This window comes from Salmonella sp. SAL00653, from assembly GCF_046552515.1.
Classification (GTDB): Bacteria; Pseudomonadota; Gammaproteobacteria; order Enterobacterales; family Enterobacteriaceae; genus Salmonella; species Salmonella enterica.
On sequence record NZ_JBGDTY010000001.1, the window covers coordinates 148,046 to 169,542 of the forward strand.

Genomic DNA, 21,497 nt, shown 5'->3' on the forward strand with positions numbered 1-21,497 from the left:
TTGCACATACGATGCGGGCCATAGGCTCGCATTTTTTTATTCTGACCGGGAGTTGTTCTGACCGGTCAGATGAAATTATTGTTTATGCTTTCTTCATTAACAGAAAAAGCAATTCAGCGAGGGCGAAGCGTACGCATTTTTCTAATACTTCCTGACAATCTCCGTTGAAATGTTGTCGGCTTGTAAAAGTTGTATTGTTAATATTCCAGGCAAACCAAACGGTGCCCGCCGGCGTGCCATCTTCGCCGCCTTCCGGACCGCCATAGCCGCTGATCGCTATGCTGATATTGACCTCAGCCTGATCCTTAGCGCCCTGTGCCATTTCAGTAACAACCGCTTCGCTGACGGCGGTATGTTCGGCAAGACTGTGGCGTTGTACGCGTAAGATTTTTGCTTTGGCTTCATCAGTAAAGGTGACATACCCCACACCGTAAAATGAGGGCGTATCTTCTGCTGCGCACAATGCTGAAGCCAGTTTCCCGCCAGTGCAGGATTCTGCAGTGGTCAGACGGAGTTTCTGGTTAACCAGTAAATCACCAAGTTTTTTTGTCAGGCTATCGACGGATTCGGCTTCATCAAGGGTGACAATATCGTGCTGTTCTAATCTCATCGTTTATTTTTCCGTTACAGAGACAAATGAAATCTGTTCGTTCTTCTCAAGTATGGCATATTTATTTTATGACATTGTCAGTGAATGATTATTTTATCCAGTTACCAACAAACCCGCTGTTGCATAACTTGCTTACTTTCTTACGGCGATGACTGTCATTGATTATGCATAAGGCCATTATCCTCAAAAAATAAAGCCGATTATTCTGAACTGCTGTCCAGACGTTGATGCATATGACTTCAGCTATGTGGCAAGTTCTCTATTACGCCGTTACGCTTTCGCGCTCACCGGCGCTGATATCGGTTGCATATTAATCCGGATGGGTTGATTTTATTGCTTAATATTCTGCGGATAAATTCATGTTTGTAAAAACTAAAAATAGCGGCCAGACTTAATACGTCAAATAGACGTTATTAAGGAGAGAGCATGAAACTACAGGTGGCTGCATTTTTAAGTTTTCTGATAATGCCTTACGCGCTAGCGGATGATCAAGGGGGATTAAAAAAAGACGTGGCACCGCCGCCGCCTCATGCTATTGAGGATGGTTATCGTGGTACGGATGATGCAGAAAAAATGACCATCGAACAGGCAAAAACCCTGCATGATGGCGCGACCGTTTCGCTGCGCGGCAACCTTATTGATCATAAAGGCGACGATCGCTATGTATTTCGTGATAAATCCGGCGAGATTAACGTGATAATTCCTTCCGCCGTATTTGATGAGCGGGAAGTTCAGCCGGATCAAATGATCAACATTAACGGTAGTCTGGACAAGAAAGCGAAGGAACCGCTTGTTCGCGTGAACCGACTGCAAAAATAACGCGCGCTAACCGGCAATCTCCAGGTCAGCCATACGGGGCATGCGGCTGGCCTGATACCATGGGTCTTGTAAAAGCGCCTGGGGGACAAAAGGTCCCATAATGTCTTATTCAGGTCTGGTTGCGTATCGTTTAAGCTTCATTGATATTGACGGTGCTACAGTCGTTAGCGATCCGTTATCCTCGCAAGAATTTGCCCGGTAGCGTATAAGCAAAACACAAATCTATCCATGCAAGCATTTACCGCTGGTGAACCGGCGGTTTTTTTTTGCCTGCCATCCAGACAAAAGCGGCCCCTTGCGCAACGATGCAGCAAGGGGCCGGCTCTGCGAGGGATTATCTCCGTTCATTAATCATCCCATTTGTGACTGAACCAGGCGGCCAGAAATCCGGAAAATAAAATAATTCCTAATACAACGATAAAAAGGTTAATACTGCCTAACATCTCGTTTCTCCTTATTTTAGCGTGCATCCTCTTTTTTAAAAAACCTCGTACAGACTATAGTACTAATTTATACTTAAGCAAAGTCTGAATTGTATATTTATTTTACTGGAAGGGTAAAGCATTACAATATTTTCGTCAGCGCCCAGGAATATTCCTGAATTATCGCAGTGACAGAAGATAATTAGCCTGCAATATATAAGGTTAACCCAGTGCGCCAGAAACAGCGCACATCACTGGCTGCAGATAATGATAGCCTGTTGCGTAGGGGTAATCCGCATTCCTTTTAACATCAGTGCCCAGGCGAACACAATGGCGATTATCAGGACAACGAAAAGCGACCAGGCAGGAGGCGTCGTCAGGATGACGCCGCTGGCCAGCGGGTTTACCGCCGCACCCAGCCAGCCCAGCGATTGCGCTGAAAAATAGCTGGCTTTCATCCCGGCAGGCGCAATGTTGTCAATTAACATATATTCGCCGGGGGCATAAATAATTTCGCCAATCGTGAATACTGCCGCCGAAAGCCCCCAAAAAAACAGATTGTCGCCTGAAAAAATAAATCCGATGAGCCCGGCGATAAAAAAGACGGTGCCGGTCGTCATCATTGGTCGAATATTGATGGCGGTAAGTCGACGGCCCACGGCGTATTGCAAACTGACCACAATAACCGCATTAACCGGCAGGACTACGGCTACCACTTTTTCCGCGAAGCCGCTATCGGCAACGACCATAACGTACTGTGAAATACAGGACGCAAAGGCGCCCCCCACAAAGGATGCCAGAAATGCCGAAAGCGTAAACCACAATAATGCTTTGTCGCGCAGCAGAACGGAGGGAGACCAGATAGCGGCATTTTTCCCCTCGCTGGCGGCAACCGAACGTGTCACCCATACCTGAATAAAGACCAGCGGGAATGCGGAACAGATGGCGGCAAGCCAGAAGGGTAAATTGATGCTTTGCATCACCAGCAGCGTGCCGAGCGGCGGGCCAACCGTCCAGCCGATGTTGAGTACAGTATAGTTGAGTGAAAAAATCCGTGTTTTTGTTGTCGCGGTGAGGTTATCGGCGAACCAGGCCTTCAGTACGGTAGAAAAAACCGAATAGGCGCAGTTAATAAGCGCAAAAAGCAGGACAACCAGTACGACATTATGCACCATTGGGATGGCGATAAATCCGCAGGCGAAGGCGATAATTGCGAGTAACATGTAGCGCTTTTTATCAAACTTGTCCACCAGAATTCCAAAGCCAAGACTAAAGACGACGCCGATTGTTAACGCGCTGGTCAGCGCGTTAACAATCAGATCCACGCCTAAACCGTACTGACGGTTAAGATAGATGGTCATAAAGGGGAGCGTGGCGCCGCGTCCAATTGTCAATAACAGCGATGAGGCGAGTAGAGCCAACGTCGAACGTCTCAATCCTGGATTCATTTTTCCTGCCTGAAATGGAGGTTACGTATCGGGACGTTTTAATCTACCGTGCCCGCAAAAGCATGATGTCTATACGCTATAGCGTAGTCTTAACATACTATAACGCAGGATTTTGCCCATCGTGTGTTGTTCAATGCCATGCTCACGGTAAAAAGAAAAGTCCTGTTATGGCGCACTGATTTCCGATAACTTACCTTTTTACAAAATTTTAATAATGACAGGGGCCGATGATGTCGCGTAAAGACGGTTTTTTGGCGTTACTGGTGGTTGTCGTATGGGGGCTCAATTTTGTTGTCATCAAAGTAGGCCTGCACCATATGCCGCCATTATTGCTGGCAGGATTACGATTTTTACTGGTGGCGTTTCCGGCAATTTTCTTTGTCGCCCGGCCTAAAGTCCCGCTTACGCTGTTGCTGGGCTATGGGCTGACGATAAGCTTTGGGCAGTTCGCCTTTCTCTTTTGCGCGATAAAGTTTGGTATGCCCGCAGGACTGGCGTCGTTGGTATTACAGGCGCAGGCCTTTTTTACCATGGCATTGGGGGCGTTTGTTTTTAGCGAGCGGTTACAACGTAAGCAGTTGGCGGGGATCGCCCTGGCGATTATAGGTGTACTGGTATTGATTGAAGCCAGTCTCAACGGACAGCATATAGCGATGTCGGGATTTATGCTGACTCTGGCGGCGGCATTTAGCTGGGCCTGCGGCAATATCTTTAATAAAAAAATTATGCAACATAGTCCGCGCCCGGCGGTGATGTCGCTGGTGGTCTGGAGCGCGCTGATCCCGATCCTGCCGTTCCTGCTGTCATCGCTGCTACTGGAGGGGGCGGATCACATTACGCAAAGCCTTATTACCATAGATATGACGACGATATTGTCGCTGCTTTATCTGGCTTTTGTCGCCACTATACTTGGCTACGGCATCTGGGGCGCGTTACTGGGGCGTTATGAGACCTGGCGCGTGGCGCCGTTATCATTGCTGGTGCCGGTAGTCGGGCTGGCGAGCGCCGCGGTGTTACTCGGGGAAACGTTGACCGGGATGCAGCTTGCGGGCGCAGTACTGATTATGGCTGGACTCTATATCAATGTATTTGGATTTCGTGTGCGCCGTACTGCGCGCGTCAGGGGATGAGGCATTATGTTACTAAGAAGACAAACGCTAATTTCAGACCATGCCGCGGGGTAATAGCGGCGGACTTGTCATAGCCAGACGGTACTAAAAAAATGCCCCGCAAAACGGGGCAAAGAGGTTAAAGGTGTTGGTCGTTATAATAGGGCACGCCTAATTCATCTGACTTATCGCTGTTCACGCTCACGGGGTGAAGGTCATTTGGCGGATCGCCTACACAGGGCAGCAGCATCACATCGCGGCTATTTTGCGCCACAGGTAACAAAGTTTGTTCTGCAATGCCATATCCGGAGGCGATAAGTAACAGACCCGGCAGGGCGGGAAACAGCATTTTCATAGTGCTCTTCGCGTGGCGCATAAACAAACTAGTAGTTGCCATGGTTCAGCGGCAGCATATACCGTGATTCGCCATGCATATTGGTGATCCGGTATTTGTGTGGCGGCACATCAAAATAGTTTTTGAACGTCCGGGTCAATGTTTGCTGTGACTCAAAGCCATAGCGTTCCGCCAGATAGAGAATGGGCTCGTTGCTCTCTTTTAATTTTTGCGCGATTTCCGTCATTTTACGGCTGCGGATGTATTGGCCTAATGAATGACCGGTCTCTTTTTTAAACATCCGTTGCAGGTGCCATTTGGAATATCCTGAACGCTCAGACACTTTTTCCAGTGAGAGCGGCGACTCCAGGTTATCCTCGATCCAGTCCAAAATGCTATGAATAGTAATAGCGTCAGTGTTGCGTCTGGACATCGTCATACCTCTTTTTTGTCTACGGCAGAATTTTCTTGAGCAAATACTCAAGCGTTGCCACTTCGTCCGCCGTTAAGTTTTTTGTTAATTCCTGATGCAGGTCTTGCCCTGGTCGTTGATGACATTGCTCACAAATTGCCGCGCCGTCCGGCGTTAGCTTCACCAGTACGCCGCGTTTGTCATTAGGATTCGGCAGTCTTTCGATCCAGCCTTTGCACAGCAGGCGGTCGAGCATCCGCGTCAATGCGCCGAGATCAACAGACAGCACTTTTTTAAGTTCAACCGGGGTAATACATCCCGCGCAGCGTATCGAGCACAGCACTTTAAACTGTGTTGCGGTGATATCCAGCGGGGATAAATAGTTATTTAACAGGCGATCTTTTTTTTGATTTACCATGTAGATCAAGCGACCCAGCGGAATGATTTCATTGAACAGATCACTGGTGCTTTTCAAAATGGTTGCCCCGGCAAGTAATTAATTTCGTCAGATACTATTGCCAAGGCAAGTATAAGTCAACTAAATGAATTGGCCGATGCCACGATTTGCTAAAAGGCGTCCGGGGTATTGTGCTGTGATAACTTGTAACCAATTGATAATTACAGGTTATAGGTTGTAGAGGATATTAACTTGCACACTGGCGAAATGGCGCGCCTGGGCAATTTCACTTTATACTTCCGGTTCATGAAACGCTGATGGGTAAGAGATAGTATTATGATGGATTTGTTTAAAGCGATTGGATTGGGGCTGGTCGTACTGCTCCCGTTAGCCAATCCGCTAACCACCGTGGCGCTGTTTCTTGGCCTTGCGGGCAATATGAATAGTGCGGAACGCAACCGGCAGTCCTATATGGCTTCGGTTTATGTCTTCGCTATTATGATGGTGGCGTACTATGCCGGGCAGTTAGTCATGAACACCTTCGGTATTTCGATTCCAGGGCTACGGATCGCCGGGGGGTTAATCGTGGCGTTTATCGGCTTCAGAATGCTTTTCCCGCAGCAGAAGGCGCATGAGTCGCCGGAAGCGAAAAGCAAATCGGAGGAGCTGGCAGACGAACCGACGGCCAATATTGCGTTTGTTCCACTGGCGATGCCAAGCACCGCAGGACCGGGGACCATCGCAATGATCATCAGTTCCGCTTCCACGGTGCGTCATGGCGGCGAGTTTCCCGACTGGGTCATTATGGTCGCGCCGCCGATTATTTTTCTTGCCGTGGCGGTGATCCTGTGGGGATGCTTACGCAGTTCTGGCGCTATTATGCGGCTGGTGGGTAAAGGGGGGATTGAAGCGATCTCCCGCTTAATGGGATTCCTACTGGTGTGTATGGGCGTGCAATTTATTATCAACGGCGTGTTGGAAATTATTAAAACGTACCACTAAGGCGCATTTTCATCTGCCGGAAACCTGTTCCCGGCAGACGAATGTCTTAATGCGGTTGTTCTTCCAGCGTCACTGGCCATTTGCGGAATATGAGCACAGCCCATACCAGCGCGGCACAGGCGGGTATGTCGCCAATATAGCCGATGGCCGACATTGACCAGTGCAAACTCACCTGATTGCCTACCAGCGCGCCAGCGCCAATACCAATATTAAAGATGCCTGAAAATAGCGCCATTGCGACATCGGTCGCGTCCGGGGCCAGCGCCAGTACTTTCACCTGCATACCGAGCCCTATCACCATAATCGCGATGCCCCAGAAAATGCTCAGTATGGCCAGATGCGCTTCGCTATCCGCCGCAGGCAGCAGCAGAAGCAGACAGACAACCAGCAGGGCAATAGCGATACTGACGAGCGACGAGGCATGACGATTACCCAGTTTACCAAACACAAGGCTGCCGATGATCCCGGCGCCGCCGAGGATCAGTAACAGGACGGTAGCAAAATTCGCACTGAGCCCAGCGACATTCTGAACGAACGGCTCAATATAGCTATAAGCTGTGTAATGCGCAGTCACCACAACGACGGTCAGTACATAGAGGCTCATCAGCGCCGGGCGTCGGAATAGCAAAGGTAAACTTTTTAGTGAGCCGGAATGCTCGCTCGGCAATTTCGGTAGAAGCTTAATCAGACATAGCAGCGTAATTAATGCGCCCATGCCGATGGCAAAAAAGGTGGTGCGCCAGCCAAAATACTGACCAACAACGCGACCTATCGGCAGCCCAAGCACCATGGCCAACGCGGTGCCGGTCGCTATCAGACTTAATGCCTGTGCGCGTTTCCCGGCAGGGGCCAGGCGGATCGCCAGCGAGGCGGTTATCGACCAGAAAATAGCGTGGGCGAAAGCGATACCAATACGGCTAATGACCAGCACGGTAAAGTTCCATGCCAGAAAGGAGAGCACATGGCTGGCAATAAACAAAACAAACAGACAAATGAGTAGCTTACGGCGCTCCATTTGACTGGTAAGAAGCATAAAAGGCAGCGACATGACGGCAACTACCCAGGCGTAAATGGTTAGCATGATGCCGACCTGCGCGGTTTGCATATGAAAGCTTTCAGCAATGTCTGATAGCAAACCAACCGGCACAAATTCTGTGGTATTGAAAATAAAAGCGGCAATAGCAAGCGTAACTACCCGTAGCCACGCGACCTTGCGGGAAACTGGATTGATTGTCATAAAAATATTTCGGGTTAGTTGCGAGAAGGTGAGGCCGCGATCTTAAAACGTTTACTGGCGAAAAGACAATCATTTTGTGACCTGCTTCTCATTTACTTCGCAGGCCGTTTCTTCTTCAGTCGACGCTCGCCAGTTGGGCGTTAAGTAACTCGATAAAGGCCTCAAGCTGGCGCGTCATCGCCCCGCGCCGCCACATTAGCCATGTGTTAAGCCAGCGCCACTTCTCCGCCAACGGCCAGGCCTCCACCTGATGATGTCCTGGCATACTGTTGAGCATACTTGCTGGCATCAGCGCAATACCTGCGCCGGCAATTACGCATGCCAACATTCCATGATATGACTCCATTTCGTGAATCGTACCGGGGGTCGCGCCATCGGCATGAAACCAGCTTTCGAAATGCCGTCGGTAAGAACAGTTGGCGCGAAAAGCATAGATGTTATAACCATTCACCTCGCTGGCCCGCGAAACGACGGAATGGCCGTGTGGCGCGACGATCATCATCTCTTCCTGGTAAGCCGGTATACCTTCCAGCCCCGGATGCATTAGCGGGCCATCAATAAAGGCGGCGTTCAGCTTTCCTTCGAGCACGCCATCCAGCATGGCGCCGGAAGGACCGGTCGTTAACGCGAACTGAATTTTAGGGTAACGCTGGTTATAACCCGCCAGCAGCGCGGGGATACGTACGGCGGCAGTACTTTCTAACGCGCCGAGTGAAAACAGTCCTTGCGGTTCCTCTCCGGCAACCACCATGCGGGCTTCATCGACCAGCGCCAGGATCTGCTGGCTGTAACGTAAAAAGTTATGCCCGGCTGGTGACAGCCTGAGTCGCTGGTTTTCGCGAATAAACAGAGAGACGCCCAGGTCGGCTTCAAGCTGGCGGATACGCGTGGTCAGGTTGGACGGAACGCGGTGCACTTTTGCCGCCGCCTGCGTAATGCTGCCCGTGAGAGCGACAGCGTTAAACATTTCCAGTTGCGTCAGGTCCATGGTTTTCTCAATTCGTGAATAGTCTGGTTAATATTATTCATTTTTCAGAAAGGGTAAAGGGCGTCATGATGGTATAACTCCCCTGATAACGAGAGAAAGAACATGACCATGATGACTGCAACACAGGCGTTATCCGTGAATCCTGCGACCGGCCAGACGCTGGCGGCAATGCCCTGGGCTAACGCGCAAGAGATTGAACATGCGCTGAGTCTGGCTGCGAGCGGTTTCAAAAAGTGGAAAATGACATCGGTAGCGCAACGGGCGCAAACATTACGTGATATTGGTCAGGCGCTTCGCGCTCATGCAGAAGAGATGGCGCAATGTATTACGCGTGAAATGGGTAAACCCATAAAGCAGGCGCGTGCGGAAGTGACGAAATCCGCCGCGTTATGCGACTGGTATGCGGAACATGGCCCGGCAATGCTGAATCCTGAGCCTACGCTGGTAGAAAATCAGCAGGCGGTGATTGAATACCGTTCGCTGGGCGTCATCCTGGCGATAATGCCGTGGAATTTTCCTTTATGGCAGGTGTTACGCGGGGCAGTGCCGATACTGCTGGCGGGGAATAGCTACTTGTTAAAACATGCGCCCAATGTCACGGGTTGCGCGCAGATGATAGCCCGAATCTTGACGGAAGCCGGTACTCCCGCTGGCGTCTATGGATGGGTGAACGCTAATAATGAGGGCGTGAGTCAGATGATTAACGATCCGCGAATCGCGGCGGTGACGGTGACCGGTAGCGTGCGCGCCGGCGCGGCGATTGGTGCTCAGGCTGGGGCGGCGCTGAAAAAGTGCGTACTGGAACTGGGGGGCTCGGATCCGTTTATTGTACTCAATGATGCCGATCTTGAGCTGGCGGTAAAAGCTGCGGTTGCAGGACGCTATCAAAACACCGGACAAGTCTGCGCCGCCGCCAAACGTTTCATTGTCGAAGAGGGCATTGCGCAGGCGTTTACCGATCGCTTTGTAGCGGCTGCCGCAGCATTAAAGATGGGTGATCCTCTGGTTGAAGAGAATGACCTGGGGCCGATGGCGAGTTTTGATCTGCGTGATGAACTCCATCAACAGGTGCAGGCTTCCGTCGCCGAAGGCGCACGGCTACTGTTGGGCGGAGAGAAAATCGCCGGGGAGGGCAACTATTATGCCGCGACCGTTCTGGCGGATGTCACACCTGACATGACTGCATTTCGTCAGGAGCTTTTTGGGCCTGTTGCCGCCATTACCGTTGCAAAAGATGCGGCGCACGCCCTCGTGCTGGCGAATGACAGTGAGTTTGGCCTGTCGGCGACGATCTTTACCGCCGACGATACGCTGGCCGCGGAGATGGCGGCGCGTCTTGAGTGCGGCGGGGTATTCATTAATGGGTACAGCGCCAGCGATGCGCGTGTGGCATTCGGCGGGGTGAAGAAAAGCGGCTTCGGTCGCGAGCTTTCGCACTTTGGTTTACACGAATTTTGTAATGTGCAGACCGTCTGGAAGAACCGCGTCTAATCGCCCTGACGTCGCGTGGCGCCCTCTGCTATACTCGCAGGCTTTTTCAGACCTGCGAGCAAGGAGCATGTTGTGGCCTGGGCCATGGATAATGCAATTTTAGAGACGATTTTACAGCGCGTTCGCCCCCTCATTGGCCAGGGCAAAGTCGCTGACTATATTCCGGCATTAGCGTCCGTCGAGGGTTCAAAGCTGGGGATAGCGATTTGTACCGTGGACGGGCAGCATTATCAGGCGGGCGATGCGCACGAACGCTTCTCTATTCAGTCTATTTCGAAAGTGCTTAGTCTGGTGGTGGCGATGCGTCATTATCCGGAAGAGGAGATCTGGCAGCGCGTCGGAAAAGATCCTTCCGGCTCGCCGTTCAATTCGTTGGTTCAGTTAGAGATGGAACAAGGCATCCCGCGTAATCCATTTATTAATGCGGGCGCGCTGGTGGTATGCGACATGTTGCAAGGCCGGCTTAGCGCGCCGCGTCAGCGGATGCTGGAAGTTGTGCGCGCGCTTTGCGGCGTATCGGATATTACGTATGACGCTACGGTCGCGCGCTCTGAATTTGAGCATTCCGCCCGTAACGCCGCTATTGCCTGGCTGATGAAATCATTCGGTAATTTTCATCATGATGTGCCTACCGTGTTGCAAAATTACTTCCACTATTGTGCGTTGAAAATGAGTTGCATGGAACTGGCGAGGACGTTTGTCTTTCTGGCGAATCAGGGCGAGGCGTTTCATCTCGACGAGCCGGTAGTGACCCCCATGCAGGCCCGGCAGATTAATGCGCTAATGGCGACCAGCGGGATGTATCAGAATGCCGGAGAGTTTGCCTGGCGGGTGGGATTGCCAGCTAAATCCGGCGTGGGCGGCGGTATTGTCGCCATAGTGCCGCATGAAATGGCGATTGCCGTCTGGAGTCCGGAGCTGGATCCTGCGGGAAACTCTCTGGCAGGTATCGCCGCGCTTGAGCAATTAACACAAACGTTAGGACGTTCGGTATACTGATGAATGCGCTTGAACCGCTCTTTGCCCGCCTGGCGCGATCGACATTTCGTTCGCGTTTTCGTCTCGGGATAAAAGAAAGACAATATTGCTGGGATAAAGGCGCGGAGGTGATTGATAAACACGCCGCCGATTTTATCGCCCAGCGACTGGCGCCAGCTCACCCGGCGAATGATGGTAAGCAAACGCCGATGCGGGGCCATCCGGTATTTATCGCGCAACATGCGACGGCAACCTGCTGTCGCGGGTGCCTGGCGAAGTGGCACCAGATACCTCAGGGAGAACCGCTGAGTAAAGCGCAGCAACAGTATATTGTCAGCGTTATCCATTACTGGCTGGTCATACAAATGAATCAGCGGTAGAGCAGCGCGTCATTGCTGACGCTTTCCCTGATAAATTACCCTCATACCACTGATAGCAGCCGTTGACCGTCATATATCTCATGCGCTGAAGCGCATATTTAGTTACAACATACAGTTAGTTGTTTTTTTTCAACGCCTGTCAGCACTGTGCAAAAAAATGTTCTACAGGGCAGGGAACCCGTGTATCGCCAGAAGCTTGCAACCTTGATCTGGATCACGTTTAATGACAGTGCTTTTTCACCTGCTGAAGATAATCATGATCGTTAGACCACAACAGCACTGGATTCGCCTGATATTTGTCTGGCATGGTTCCGTGTTATCTAAAATCTTTTCACGACTGCTCCTTAACTTTCTTCTTTCTATCGCCGTTATTATCATGCTGCCCTGGTACACAATGCTGGGTATTAAGTTTACCCTTGCGCCGTTTAGCATACTGGGCGTCGCTATCGCCATTTTTCTGGGGTTTCGCAATAATGCCTGTTATGCGCGTTACGTCGAAGCCCGACATTTGTGGGGGCAGTTGATGATCGCTTCACGCTCAATACTGCGTGAGGTGAAAACAACCTTGCCTGATGAACGCGGTATCGAGGATTTTGTTCGGTTACAAATCGCTTTTGCCCACTGTTTGCGTATGACATTGCGTCGACAGCCTCAAACGCAAGTTCTGGGCAACTATCTTGACCAGGAGGCGTTACAGAAAGTTGTCGCTTCCCATTCCCCCGCTAACCGTATCTTATTGCTGATGGGAGAGTGGCTGGCGATTCGCCGCCGCAGCGGAAAGCTTTCCGATATTTTATTTCATAGTCTCAACAACCGTTTAAATGATATGTCGTCAGTGTTGGCCGGCAGTGAACGCATCGCCAATACGCCGGTGCCTTTTGCCTATACGTTAATTTTGCATCGTACGGTTTATCTTTTCTGCATTATGTTGCCATTTGCACTGGTGGTTGATCTGCACTATATGACACCGTTTATTTCGGTGCTTATTTCTTATACGTTTATCGCGCTGGATGCGTTAGCAGAAGAGTTGGAAGATCCGTTCGGTACTGAAAATAATGATTTACCGCTGGATGCGATATGCAATGCGATAGAAATCGATTTACTGCAAATGAATGATGAAAGGGATATTCCGGAAAAACGGATACCGGATAAGCACTATCAACTGACCTGAGCTCGTCTTAACTGGCGCAGAATGTTCATCTGCGCCATAACCTGAAGAGCAAAGCTTAATAGCCTTCTCCAACGCCGGTTTTGGCTGGACCGGAGTAGTGGACATGAACGATTCGCCATCCTGTGTTTGGTATCTTCGCCCACACCTGGCTTTCGCGGCCTGTCGTGTGTTGAGTCTGCCCATTATCACGGCGTACCGCGGTAAAATGCCAGTCGAACTCTGCAACGGCGGCATTGCCATACACATGAATAGCAGGGGGAGCGTCCAGTTTTAATGTGCGTTTGCTGAAGGTTTTACCCATAGTGGTGCCATAAAAATTTTCAGCGATCTGCGACCATCCGCGTTCGTGACCGCGTGGATGAATAAAACTGGTTTCCGGTGAAACATAAAAGAGCTGCTTGCCTAACGTTGGGTCTGCCTTATCTATTGAATAAAGGTAACGGTTAATGCCTTCTGTAATTTCTTGTTTAACGGTCGACGTAGCTTCATTTTGTGCGGCGGTTGGCGTTGCCGCTGATGCCGATGACGCCATCAGAGTTAACGTTATCGCGGCGGCCGAAAACAATAGTGACGTTTTTTGCATAATAGTTATACCCATATGGTCTGTTTTTGAGACGCTTTATCTTTCCTGTTACGTTCACCTTTATACTAAAGGAGCATGGCTCACGAACAATAAAAAACATCCTTCTATAAAACTACCCCGAAAAGGGAGTAGTGCAATTAAGAATATCGTATTTGTTTGTAACGGCATGACTCAAAATATCAACATTTAGAGTTTCAGTATTGTTGTTGTCCATTGACTTACTTTTATTTTTATTACCACTGGTAAATAGTTAATCTTATGAATAGTGATACACAAATGACCGTTTGCGCTATGTGATAATTAACCATAGTAAAAATACACGAAGCGAAGAAGTGCTATTTCAGTAGTACTGATATTTTCATAACGCTAATTTAAAAATAAATGTAAACGTAACAAATTATACACAAAAATAAGAAGGGCTGTGGCCTCAACTGACTGGATTATGATTCCGTCTTACCGAATGTCAGCCGAATGTTCAGTGCCATTCTCGCCCTGGCATCCCCGACCGTAAGCCTGTTCTCTACTGGTAACCCCCTTGTTATTACAGCAGAAAACAGGGCATATCATTGATGTAGTCATGCTTAACTTGCATTTTAACATCACTAATACATAGCAAGCTAATATTACACTTTGAAACTTAACGCACGGTAATTGTTAGTGATATTGTCCTGGACAGTTCCGCGAGCAGGCTTTGCGGAAAGTCCAAAAATAAGACAAATAAGGCATATAAAATGAAAAAAGTAGTGGTGTTATCTGCGGTAGCCGCAGCCGTAATGATGGCTGGAGCCGCCAACGCAGCAGAAATCTATAACAAGGATGGCAATAAACTGGATTTGTATGGCAAGGTCGACGGCCTGCATTATTTTTCCAGTAATCATAGTACGGATGGCGATCAATCTTATATCCGTATGGGTATTAAAGGCGAGACTCAAATTACCGATCAACTAACCGGTTTTGGACAGTGGGAGTATCAGGTCAACGCCAATCGTCCGGAAGATGGTGACTCCAGCGGTTCCCCGCAAAGCTGGACGCGTCTCGGTTTTGCTGGTTTGGCATTTGCCGATATGGGGTCTGTTGATTATGGTCGTAACTATGGCGTGTTATACGACATTGGTTCATGGACTGACGTACTGCCTGAATTTGGTAATGATTCGTATGAAGCTTCCGATAATTTTATGACCGGACGCGCGAATGGCGTTCTGACTTATCGCAATAATGATTTCTTTGGTCTGGTTGATGGTCTGAATATTGCGTTGCAGTATCAGGGTAAAAATGACGGCCTGTCGAAAGAAGGCGATCCTTTAAGTAATAATGCCAGAAAAAGTATCGCGTACCAGAATGGCGATGGTTTCGGGGCATCAGCTACATATGATTTGGGCATGGGGGTGAGCCTGGGGGCAGCCTATACCAGTTCCAAACGCACGCTTGATCAGATGACGCAAGATAAATACGACAATGGCGACCGCGCTGAAGCCTGGACTGGCGGCGTGAAGTATGATGCCAATAATATTTACCTGGCGGCAAACTATACCCGCACTTATGATATGACCTATATGGGCGATACATTGGGCGGCTTTGCACATAAAACCGATAACTGGGAAATGGTAGGGCAATATCAATTTGATAATGGCTTACGCCCGTCACTGGCATTCCTGCAATCCAGAGCCAATGATGTTGATGGACTGGGTTCGTTCGACCTTGTGAAATATATTGATGTGGGTTCCTATTACTACTTCAATAAAAATATGTCCGCGTATGTTGACTACAAAATCAATCTGCTAAAAGATGGCAACCCATCGAATCCTAATACAGACAACACCGTGGCGCTCGGCTTAGTCTACGAGTTTTGATAAAACTTGCTGATTAAGACAGTTTAGGGATACCCTCCTTTTCCCAAAACTGGGTCACTGCTTAACCTTTATTATTGTTAATTTATTCTTTTATTATTTCAGGACGCTTCTGGCGTCCTTTTTTATTGCCTATTCGTTGACTATTCGACTTCGATCTCGCGAATGCGCATTCTGCTACTGTCATCTATCTGCACTTTGCCTGAATGACAAAAGGGACAACAGAGTGTGGATGTTTGAGAGGTGAAGGGTTGATTACAGGACAGACACCAACCTTGCGCCGGTGCGATAGTAATGTGGAAACGCGCATTGTCAGCAAGGGTATGACGAGCGGCGACGTCCAGGCCAAAATGCAGCGCCGGCACCTCAACACAGGCCATAACGCCAATCTCCAGCCAGACTTGCTTTACCTTGCTGAACTGGTGATTTACTGCCTGTTCCTCCAGCAATTCGATAATATTTTGCGCCAGGGCTAATTCATGCATGGGCCAGCTCCTTCATTCAACAATATTTACGGCGACACAAGGATCAATTACCTGTAACTGTTGCGACCACAATGAGAGTGGAATAGTGGCCAGTTCGCGAGCAATGACGCCGTCAGGTTGGGCGTGACGTGTGGTAGGCGAGATAATACGGTAATCAAGAATATTGCCTGACGTCGTCAGTCTGGCCTGATGAACTAACCATCCTCGCGCGGTTTCCACTACCGCTATTTTCCATTCGCCATCATCAAAACGATTCCAGCGCAGGGTGGGAAGGGCGCTCAAACTTCGGGCGAGCGTAATGCAGCGGGCCAGCAGACGTAGCGCAGTCGTTTTACCGCTAAGACAACAGGCTGACAGCAGCGGATATTCGATAGCCAGAGGCGAGACATCCAGGGGACCATGGGTTATTAACGTATGGTCCGGGGACGATGCCATCGGTAGTGTAGGTGTAATGATATTCTGTACTGCCGCCAGCCAGCGGGCGGTTTCAGAACGCTCTTGCAAAAACCAGGCTTCCCAGCCCTTTACGCCAGCGGCAAGCCAGGTCTGAGGATCATCGTCAAAAAAGATTGTGCTTGCCAGCGGGGATAACTCTCCGCGACGTAACAACGCCCATTCTTCAGCGGTTGCCTGTCGGTGGCTAAACAGGGGGAGCCAGTCTGTCAACGCGCGACGGAGCGTTTCTCGCGCCAGCTCTTGTTGTGCGGCCTGCATATCTGGCTTCTTTTCAGGAAACAACAGTAAAGCCGCCGCCGCGCTGTGCGCCTGAGCGCACAACGTAAACAAACGTGAAATAAGCGTTTTTGCGTATACCGGCGTTGCGCCCTGTAACAAACGACCGATCGGCGCCTCCTGCCAGATAATCCGTAGCGGGTGAGAATAGACGGTCAATCTTTGCACGAACTATTACCTTCATCGATCACCATAAACCCGGACTTACTGGTTTCGCAAACCGGACAGCACCAGTAATCAGGTAACTGGCTGAAGGGCACACCGGGTGGAATTTGCCATACGTCATCGCCCAGCGCAGGGTCGTAAACCCACCAACATACTTTGCACTCCATGCGCACCACTGGCTCATTTTCTGTAACCGGGTATTCTTTCAACCATTCCAACGTATTTTTTAGCCCCGCGTAGGCATCTTCGATATCATCGATGCCTGCAACGGCGATATCAGGAATGTCCGCTATCTCAATCATATCTTGCAGTAATGTGTTCATATCATTGAAATAATTGACCCGCCATACGCCGGGAAAATGCGTGCTTACAATCCGGCATTTACCATATCCGCGTGAAAAAATAGCGCTACAACCTTCGCCTAAAAAATGATCCAGATACTCGCGATCGGCATCGTTTACTGGCAACAGCGTTAAGTTAATGATATGCGGCTCTTTTACCGGCTGTTTTACGCGCTCGGCTATTTCATGCGCGATAAAGGCACCATTCATCAATCCCGCCGGTTGTGGCGGCAATTCTGGCGTAATCGGCGGCTGCGGATGCGTCTGCCAGATGCTCTCTGGGATCGGGCCAATGATAATTTCATCGGCAACCCGTTGCTGGTCAGCGTTATATTCACGCACACGCCAGACGCCCGTAAAAACCGTCTCCTGAATACGCTGTTCTTTTCCATCGGATAATAGTACCCGGGCGGAGATTTCACCTTCGCCGAGCAGTTGATCCAATAAACCGCTATTCTGTTGCTCAGTGGCATTCAGCTTATAGCTCAGAGGAAAGGGGAGCGTTGCCACTGGGTTATCCATATCGCGAATAAGCGTAGTCAGGATGTGTCTGGCAACACGGAGCTCAGCGGGCAGCGCCTGTTCCGGTAAAACCGGCGTCAGCGGGAGATTAATGCCGGCGGGGATAGGAAGAAAGTTAAAGTCTTCCTCTTCTGGCTGCGAGCCTGGTCCGGCAATATTAACGACTGGAATAGTTCTGGAATAATTCACGTGTGTTACCTTTCATTCTATTGCGTGATAACGGGAATATCCTGACGATAGCCCGGTGTGGTCAGCAATGCGGCCACCCGCTGAGAGTATTCTTGCCAGCTATATAATCCCGCCAGACTGCCGACAAAACGGTGCTGGCGAAAGAAAAGCAGCGCCGGATATTTCAGAATGCGATACTCCCGGGCGATCAGTTCACTCTGTTCGCTATCCGCAAATGCCGCGGTATAAGACGTCGCCGGAAATTGCTTGAGGATCTCCGGGATGATGACCCAACTGTCGGCGACTTCCGGATGTTTGTTGGGGTCGCTTTGCAGCAAAACCAGCACAGTCGGATGCGCATTAATCAACGACGGGAGCGTTTGCGCATCGGTAACCAGAAAGCCTTTATCCGCCAGTGGACAAACAGGATTTTGGGGTGAGATAGTCATTTTTTTAAATGCTCCGGTAATTCAGGCGTGCGAGACAATAAATCGGCAAAACCGGTCAGCGGATCGCTTTGCGTGAGCATGGCCTGTTCCAGTGAGTCCAGCGCCGCCAGTACCTCAGCGGCTTCCGCTTCGTCCATTTCTCGTCGTGCTGCGCCGCCAAATGTCAGCAGCCATGCGCCTGCTAAGGGGGGAGCCACAAGCCGAATATCAACGTTGATAAGCTCGCCGTGTCGGTCGCGGCATTTGGCGAACCACTGACCGGGTGAAATAACCTGCACAGGAACGCCGATACACATTATGATTTCTCTCTCTGTAGCACCCGAATATCGCCGACCCGGCAAGCGCTTTGCGCATCTGGGCGTTCATCTTCGTAGCGTTCCATACACAGGCTGTAATGATTGAGTCTTTCAGTGGGCAAGGCCGCTGAAGAGGCGGTGATACCCCATTGCGCCAGCACTTCCTGCGCGAGATAGACCGCAGGCATCAGTTGCGCCTTTACCTGCGGCGTAAGACTCCCGCCATAGTCATCCAGACATTCTGGCTGCACGCCAATCAGCACAATCTCCGATAACTGGCCGCCGGTTAATTGCAGCAATGCCAGCACTTCAGAAAAACTGGTCTGATGTAAACTGAGTTTTTTCGCCGTCAGATAGGCGGGAACCTGTTCATCACGAAACATCGCCAGCGAACCTGGCGCCATACCAAAATCGATAGCATCCATGATTAACAGTTTTTCGGTCTGTTGCAGCCAGGGCAGCAGCGCCAGCCCCTGCGTACCGCCATCAACAACGTCAACTTTCTCGTTATCGGCATACTGTTCAAACAGCTTTTCCGCCGCTCTGACGCCGAACCCTTCATCTGCCCAAAGCAGGTTGCCAAGCCCTAAGATTGTTACTTCTGCCATTGTTATCACCTGAACCAGCGCCAGCCGCTTATCATGACGGAAATCACGCTTTGTCGGCTCATAATGTCTTCGCGGATAGCGGTATAAACATGCGCAATGACGAAGGCGATAATGAACCACATGCCCAGCCGGTGCCAGAAATGCAGCGCGAGGCTATCGTTGCCAGTCAGGCGAATCATCCAGCCAAACCATTGATACGCCCAACTGTCTGTTCCAAGTCCTTCGCCATAGAGCGCAAAGCCGCTACACACCATCAGTACGGACATCCAGAAATAGAACATTACCGCCAGTCCCGCTACCGGATTATGTCCATAGTAACGATGGGCCTCTTTTTCGAGGAAAAAATACCAGCGGATTTCGCTGATAACGCCTTTGCGCCAGGCGCGGCGCCAGAACGGAACCAGAAACATCTCCCTGGCGTACTCATTGCCGACACATGCCCAGTAAATACGAAACAGCAGCGCGACAGTAAAAATATACGCCGTGGTAAAATGGATCAGTCGTATCCAGCCCATCCAAAACATAAAGGTCGCTTCACCTTGAATCGATGGCAGGGGGCGGCCAATGAAATATCCTGTAACAGCCAGGACGACAATGGATAACGCCGTGATCCAGTGCCATAAACGGACCGGAGCTTCATAGATATAGTACCCCTGGCTGGTTATTTCTTTGAGATGCATTGAGACCTCCGAATCGTCGTCATCGTACCTGAACCCTGACCAGCTCCCCTCCATGATTATCAATAACATGGGTGGAGCAGGCCAGGCAGGGATCGAAGCTGTGCAGAGTACGTAAAATCTCCAATGGTTGATCGGGAACGGCGAGTTTAGTCCCCATTAACGCCGCTTCGTACGCGCCAATTTGACCTTTATCGTCACGTGGCCCGGCATTCCAGGTTGTCGGTACCACACACTGATAGCTGTCGATTTTCTGATTTTCAATTTTTATCCAGTGCCCCAGCGCGCCACGCGGCGCCTCGCTGAAACCAACGCCTTTTGCCGATGTAGGCCAGGTATCGGGTTCCCAGAGCGTGACGTTTGCCGTCGCCGTATCGCCGGACTTGAGGTTACGCATCAGACGATCGAAGAAATATTGCAGCGTATTGCCTGCCCATACGGATTCCAGCGCACGCGCGGCAGTACGTCCTAATGTAGAAAAGAGCGCTTCTTTAGGCAGCTTTAATACACTCAGCAGTTGATCCACGGGCTCTTTAAATTCCGGTTTATTTTGATGATATCCAATCAGATAACGCGCCAGCGGACCTACCTCCATCGCATGTCCCTTCCAGCGCGGCGATTTAATCCATGAATATTTAGCGGACTCATCCACCTGTTCGATAAAAGTTTTTGTGCCTTTATAGTGTTCGCCCATGACCAGTTGCGGTTCGGTCAGACCATCCCAGGGATGCAGGCCCTTATCGTTATTGCCGTTACCATAGGTATACCAGGAGTGAGTGACAAACTCCTGAATCTCATCGGGGGCGGTTAAATCGACAGGATGAATTTCGTCGAAACGACCGTTAATGATAGCCCCACGCGGAAGCAGAAGATTACTGGCGGAATAATCGTTAGGGTTATCCGGAAACTCGCCATAAGCCAGCAGGTTCATGCTCGATAACCCGCCGCCGATTTTTGCCCAGTCTTTGTAATAACTGGCAATCAGCAAGACGTCCGGAAGATAAACCTGTTCGCAGAACTGGCGAGCTTTTTGGATGATGGAACTGACAAGGTTCAGGCGTTCCATATTCACTGCGCCGACCGCGCCCGTTTCGTCAAGGTTGATGGCGCAAGGAACGCCGCCCACCAGCCAGTTAGGATGCGGGTTTTTACCACCGAAAACGGTGTGAATTTTTACGATCTCTTTTTGAAAATCGAGCGCTTCAAGATAGTGGGCGACCGCCAGCAAATTGGCTTCCGGCGGAAGTTTCATCGCCGGATGTCCCCAGTAGCCATTACGGAAAGGGCCAAGTTGACCGGACTCGATAAACCGCTTCAGTCGATTTTGCAAATCGCGGAAATATCCCGGCGAGGATAGCGGCCATGCGGAAAGGCTTTGCGCGATGGCGGAGGTCTGATGCGGGTCGGCTTTCAGGGCGGCAACCACATCAACCCAGTCCAGCGCGTGCAGATGATAAAAATGCACCAGGTGATCGTGAACGTGTAGCGTAGCCTGCATCATATTACGGATACAGTTTGCGTTGTCCGGAATCGCGATTCCCAGCGCATTTTCTACGGCACGGATTGAGGTCAGAGCGTGTGTACCGGTGCAGACGCCGCAAATGCGTTCAACAAATGCCCAGGCGTCTCGCGGATCGCGACCTTTCAGGATAACCTCCAGGCCGCGCCACATGGTGCCGGTCGACACGGCGTTAGTAATGACATTATTACTGTCGATATTCACTTCGCAACGCATATGCCCTTCGATGCGAGTAACCGGATCGACCACAATTCGCCGTCCGCTATTGTCCAGCGTAAAACCCTGAGTCTGATAAGGATATGCCATA

The 21,497-nt window shown here is 50.3% G+C and carries 25 protein-coding genes; 8 read left to right on the forward strand and 17 right to left on the reverse strand.

What is annotated here, in order from left to right:
* Nucleotides 1-82 precede the first annotated feature (82 nt).
* Nucleotides 83-610, reverse strand: coding sequence for a 2-oxo-tetronate isomerase (locus ACLJRU_RS00775; RefSeq protein WP_001235356.1), 528 nt, complete (start codon nucleotides 608-610; stop codon nucleotides 83-85).
* Between the two features lie 426 nt (nucleotides 611-1,036).
* Between ACLJRU_RS00775 and ACLJRU_RS00780 the strand changes: the two genes are divergently transcribed.
* On the forward strand, nucleotides 1,037-1,429 hold the full coding sequence (locus ACLJRU_RS00780; RefSeq protein WP_000776346.1) for a YdeI family stress tolerance OB fold protein: 393 nt from the start codon (nucleotides 1,037-1,039) through the stop codon (nucleotides 1,427-1,429).
* Between the two features lie 347 nt (nucleotides 1,430-1,776).
* On the opposite strand, the gene mgtS is transcribed toward ACLJRU_RS00780, so the two are convergent.
* Nucleotides 1,777-1,872 carry a protein MgtS gene (gene mgtS, locus ACLJRU_RS00785; protein WP_000901531.1) on the reverse strand — a complete coding sequence of 32 codons (96 nt, stop codon included), beginning with the start codon at nucleotides 1,870-1,872 and terminating at the stop codon, nucleotides 1,777-1,779.
* Between the two features lie 230 nt (nucleotides 1,873-2,102).
* On the reverse strand, nucleotides 2,103-3,299 hold the full coding sequence (ydeE, locus tag ACLJRU_RS00790; protein ID WP_001540012.1) for an efflux MFS transporter YdeE: 1,197 nt from the start codon (nucleotides 3,297-3,299) through the stop codon (nucleotides 2,103-2,105).
* Nucleotides 3,300-3,526: 227 nt separating this feature from the next.
* On the opposite strand from ydeE, the gene eamA reads away from it, so the two are divergent.
* Complete coding sequence (gene eamA, locus ACLJRU_RS00795; protein WP_000987750.1) at nucleotides 3,527-4,429, forward strand: O-acetylserine/cysteine exporter; 903 nt, start codon at nucleotides 3,527-3,529, stop codon at nucleotides 4,427-4,429.
* Nucleotides 4,430-4,547: 118 nt separating this feature from the next.
* On the opposite strand, the gene marB is transcribed toward eamA, so the two are convergent.
* Genes marB through marR form a run of 3 tightly spaced genes read right to left on the reverse strand, consistent with a single transcriptional unit; the run spans nucleotide 4,548 to nucleotide 5,629 of the window.
* Entirely contained in the window at nucleotides 4,548-4,763 is a 216-nt protein-coding gene (gene marB / locus ACLJRU_RS00800) for a multiple antibiotic resistance protein MarB (protein WP_000783049.1), read from the reverse strand.
* A gap of 28 nt (nucleotides 4,764-4,791) precedes the next feature.
* Nucleotides 4,792-5,175 (reverse strand): MDR efflux pump AcrAB transcriptional activator MarA, encoded by a 384-nt coding sequence (gene marA, locus ACLJRU_RS00805; protein WP_000091194.1) that lies wholly within the window; start codon nucleotides 5,173-5,175, stop codon nucleotides 4,792-4,794.
* A gap of 19 nt (nucleotides 5,176-5,194) precedes the next feature.
* Complete coding sequence (marR, locus tag ACLJRU_RS00810; protein ID WP_000843434.1) at nucleotides 5,195-5,629, reverse strand: multiple antibiotic resistance transcriptional regulator MarR; 435 nt, start codon at nucleotides 5,627-5,629, stop codon at nucleotides 5,195-5,197.
* 258 nt (nucleotides 5,630-5,887) lie between these two features.
* On the opposite strand from marR, the gene ACLJRU_RS00815 reads away from it, so the two are divergent.
* The gene (locus ACLJRU_RS00815; protein ID WP_000968968.1) at nucleotides 5,888-6,553 is read left to right on the forward strand and encodes a MarC family NAAT transporter; all 666 of its coding nucleotides are present in this window, start codon (nucleotides 5,888-5,890) and stop codon (nucleotides 6,551-6,553) included.
* A gap of 46 nt (nucleotides 6,554-6,599) precedes the next feature.
* Here ACLJRU_RS00815 and ACLJRU_RS00820 read toward each other — a convergent pair whose 3' ends face one another.
* Together ACLJRU_RS00820 and ptrR are read right to left on the reverse strand one after the other, a co-directional pair.
* The gene (locus ACLJRU_RS00820; RefSeq protein WP_000154619.1) at nucleotides 6,600-7,790 is read right to left on the reverse strand and encodes a sugar transporter; all 1,191 of its coding nucleotides are present in this window, start codon (nucleotides 7,788-7,790) and stop codon (nucleotides 6,600-6,602) included.
* Between the two features lie 115 nt (nucleotides 7,791-7,905).
* Nucleotides 7,906-8,778, reverse strand: coding sequence for a putrescine utilization regulator PtrR (gene ptrR / locus ACLJRU_RS00825; protein WP_000366539.1), 873 nt, complete (start codon nucleotides 8,776-8,778; stop codon nucleotides 7,906-7,908).
* Between the two features lie 102 nt (nucleotides 8,779-8,880).
* Here ptrR and sad point away from each other — a divergent pair, with 102 nt between their 5' ends.
* From sad to ACLJRU_RS00845, 4 genes are all read left to right on the forward strand, one after another.
* On the forward strand, nucleotides 8,881-10,269 hold the full coding sequence (gene sad / locus ACLJRU_RS00830; protein ID WP_023234939.1) for a succinate-semialdehyde dehydrogenase: 1,389 nt from the start codon (nucleotides 8,881-8,883) through the stop codon (nucleotides 10,267-10,269).
* A 72-nt stretch (nucleotides 10,270-10,341) separates the two neighbouring features.
* Nucleotides 10,342-11,268, forward strand: a complete 927-nt coding sequence (gene glsB / locus ACLJRU_RS00835) for a glutaminase B (protein ID WP_000312240.1) — start codon at nucleotides 10,342-10,344, stop codon at nucleotides 11,266-11,268.
* The gene (locus tag ACLJRU_RS00840; RefSeq protein WP_000992451.1) at nucleotides 11,268-11,627 is read left to right on the forward strand and encodes a DUF4186 domain-containing protein; all 360 of its coding nucleotides are present in this window, start codon (nucleotides 11,268-11,270) and stop codon (nucleotides 11,625-11,627) included. Before glsB ends, ACLJRU_RS00840 begins: the two co-directional genes overlap by 1 nt.
* A gap of 256 nt (nucleotides 11,628-11,883) precedes the next feature.
* Nucleotides 11,884-12,798, forward strand: a complete 915-nt coding sequence (locus ACLJRU_RS00845; protein ID WP_023236672.1) for a bestrophin family protein — start codon at nucleotides 11,884-11,886, stop codon at nucleotides 12,796-12,798.
* Nucleotides 12,799-12,853: 55 nt separating this feature from the next.
* Here ACLJRU_RS00845 and ACLJRU_RS00850 read toward each other — a convergent pair whose 3' ends face one another.
* Nucleotides 12,854-13,396 (reverse strand): YybH family protein, encoded by a 543-nt coding sequence (locus ACLJRU_RS00850; RefSeq protein WP_000513122.1) that lies wholly within the window; start codon nucleotides 13,394-13,396, stop codon nucleotides 12,854-12,856.
* Nucleotides 13,397-14,112: 716 nt separating this feature from the next.
* Between ACLJRU_RS00850 and ompC the strand changes: the two genes are divergently transcribed.
* Nucleotides 14,113-15,231 carry a porin OmpC gene (gene ompC, locus ACLJRU_RS00855; RefSeq protein WP_000758335.1) on the forward strand — a complete coding sequence of 373 codons (1,119 nt, stop codon included), beginning with the start codon at nucleotides 14,113-14,115 and terminating at the stop codon, nucleotides 15,229-15,231.
* A 140-nt stretch (nucleotides 15,232-15,371) separates the two neighbouring features.
* Here the strand turns inward: ompC and hypA are convergent, their stop codons facing one another.
* Genes hypA through ACLJRU_RS00895 form a run of 8 tightly spaced genes read right to left on the reverse strand, consistent with a single transcriptional unit; the run spans nucleotide 15,372 to nucleotide 21,496 of the window.
* Nucleotides 15,372-15,713, reverse strand: coding sequence for a hydrogenase maturation nickel metallochaperone HypA (gene hypA, locus ACLJRU_RS00860; protein WP_000544772.1), 342 nt, complete (start codon nucleotides 15,711-15,713; stop codon nucleotides 15,372-15,374).
* 12 nt (nucleotides 15,714-15,725) lie between these two features.
* Entirely contained in the window at nucleotides 15,726-16,613 is an 888-nt protein-coding gene (locus ACLJRU_RS00865) for an ATP/GTP-binding protein (protein ID WP_001189401.1), read from the reverse strand.
* Complete coding sequence (locus ACLJRU_RS00870) at nucleotides 16,601-17,662, reverse strand: hydrogenase expression/formation C-terminal domain-containing protein (RefSeq protein WP_001109927.1); 1,062 nt, start codon at nucleotides 17,660-17,662, stop codon at nucleotides 16,601-16,603. Before ACLJRU_RS00870 ends, ACLJRU_RS00865 begins: the two co-directional genes overlap by 13 nt.
* A 17-nt stretch (nucleotides 17,663-17,679) precedes the next feature.
* Nucleotides 17,680-18,090 (reverse strand): hydrogenase, encoded by a 411-nt coding sequence (locus ACLJRU_RS00875; RefSeq protein ID WP_000155985.1) that lies wholly within the window; start codon nucleotides 18,088-18,090, stop codon nucleotides 17,680-17,682.
* Nucleotides 18,087-18,386, reverse strand: a complete 300-nt coding sequence (gene hypC, locus ACLJRU_RS00880; RefSeq protein WP_038393991.1) for a HypC/HybG/HupF family hydrogenase formation chaperone — start codon at nucleotides 18,384-18,386, stop codon at nucleotides 18,087-18,089. The genes ACLJRU_RS00875 and hypC overlap by 4 nt, the downstream gene beginning before the upstream one ends.
* Nucleotides 18,386-18,994, reverse strand: coding sequence for a HyaD/HybD family hydrogenase maturation endopeptidase (gene hybD / locus ACLJRU_RS00885; RefSeq protein ID WP_000852664.1), 609 nt, complete (start codon nucleotides 18,992-18,994; stop codon nucleotides 18,386-18,388). Before hybD ends, hypC begins: the two co-directional genes overlap by 1 nt.
* Nucleotides 18,995-18,999: 5 nt before the next feature.
* Entirely contained in the window at nucleotides 19,000-19,743 is a 744-nt protein-coding gene (gene cybH, locus ACLJRU_RS00890; protein WP_000924456.1) for a Ni/Fe-hydrogenase, b-type cytochrome subunit, read from the reverse strand.
* Complete coding sequence (locus ACLJRU_RS00895; RefSeq protein ID WP_000331200.1) at nucleotides 19,694-21,496, reverse strand: nickel-dependent hydrogenase large subunit; 1,803 nt, start codon at nucleotides 21,494-21,496, stop codon at nucleotides 19,694-19,696. Before ACLJRU_RS00895 ends, cybH begins: the two co-directional genes overlap by 50 nt.
* Nucleotide 21,497: the final 1 nt, after the last annotated feature.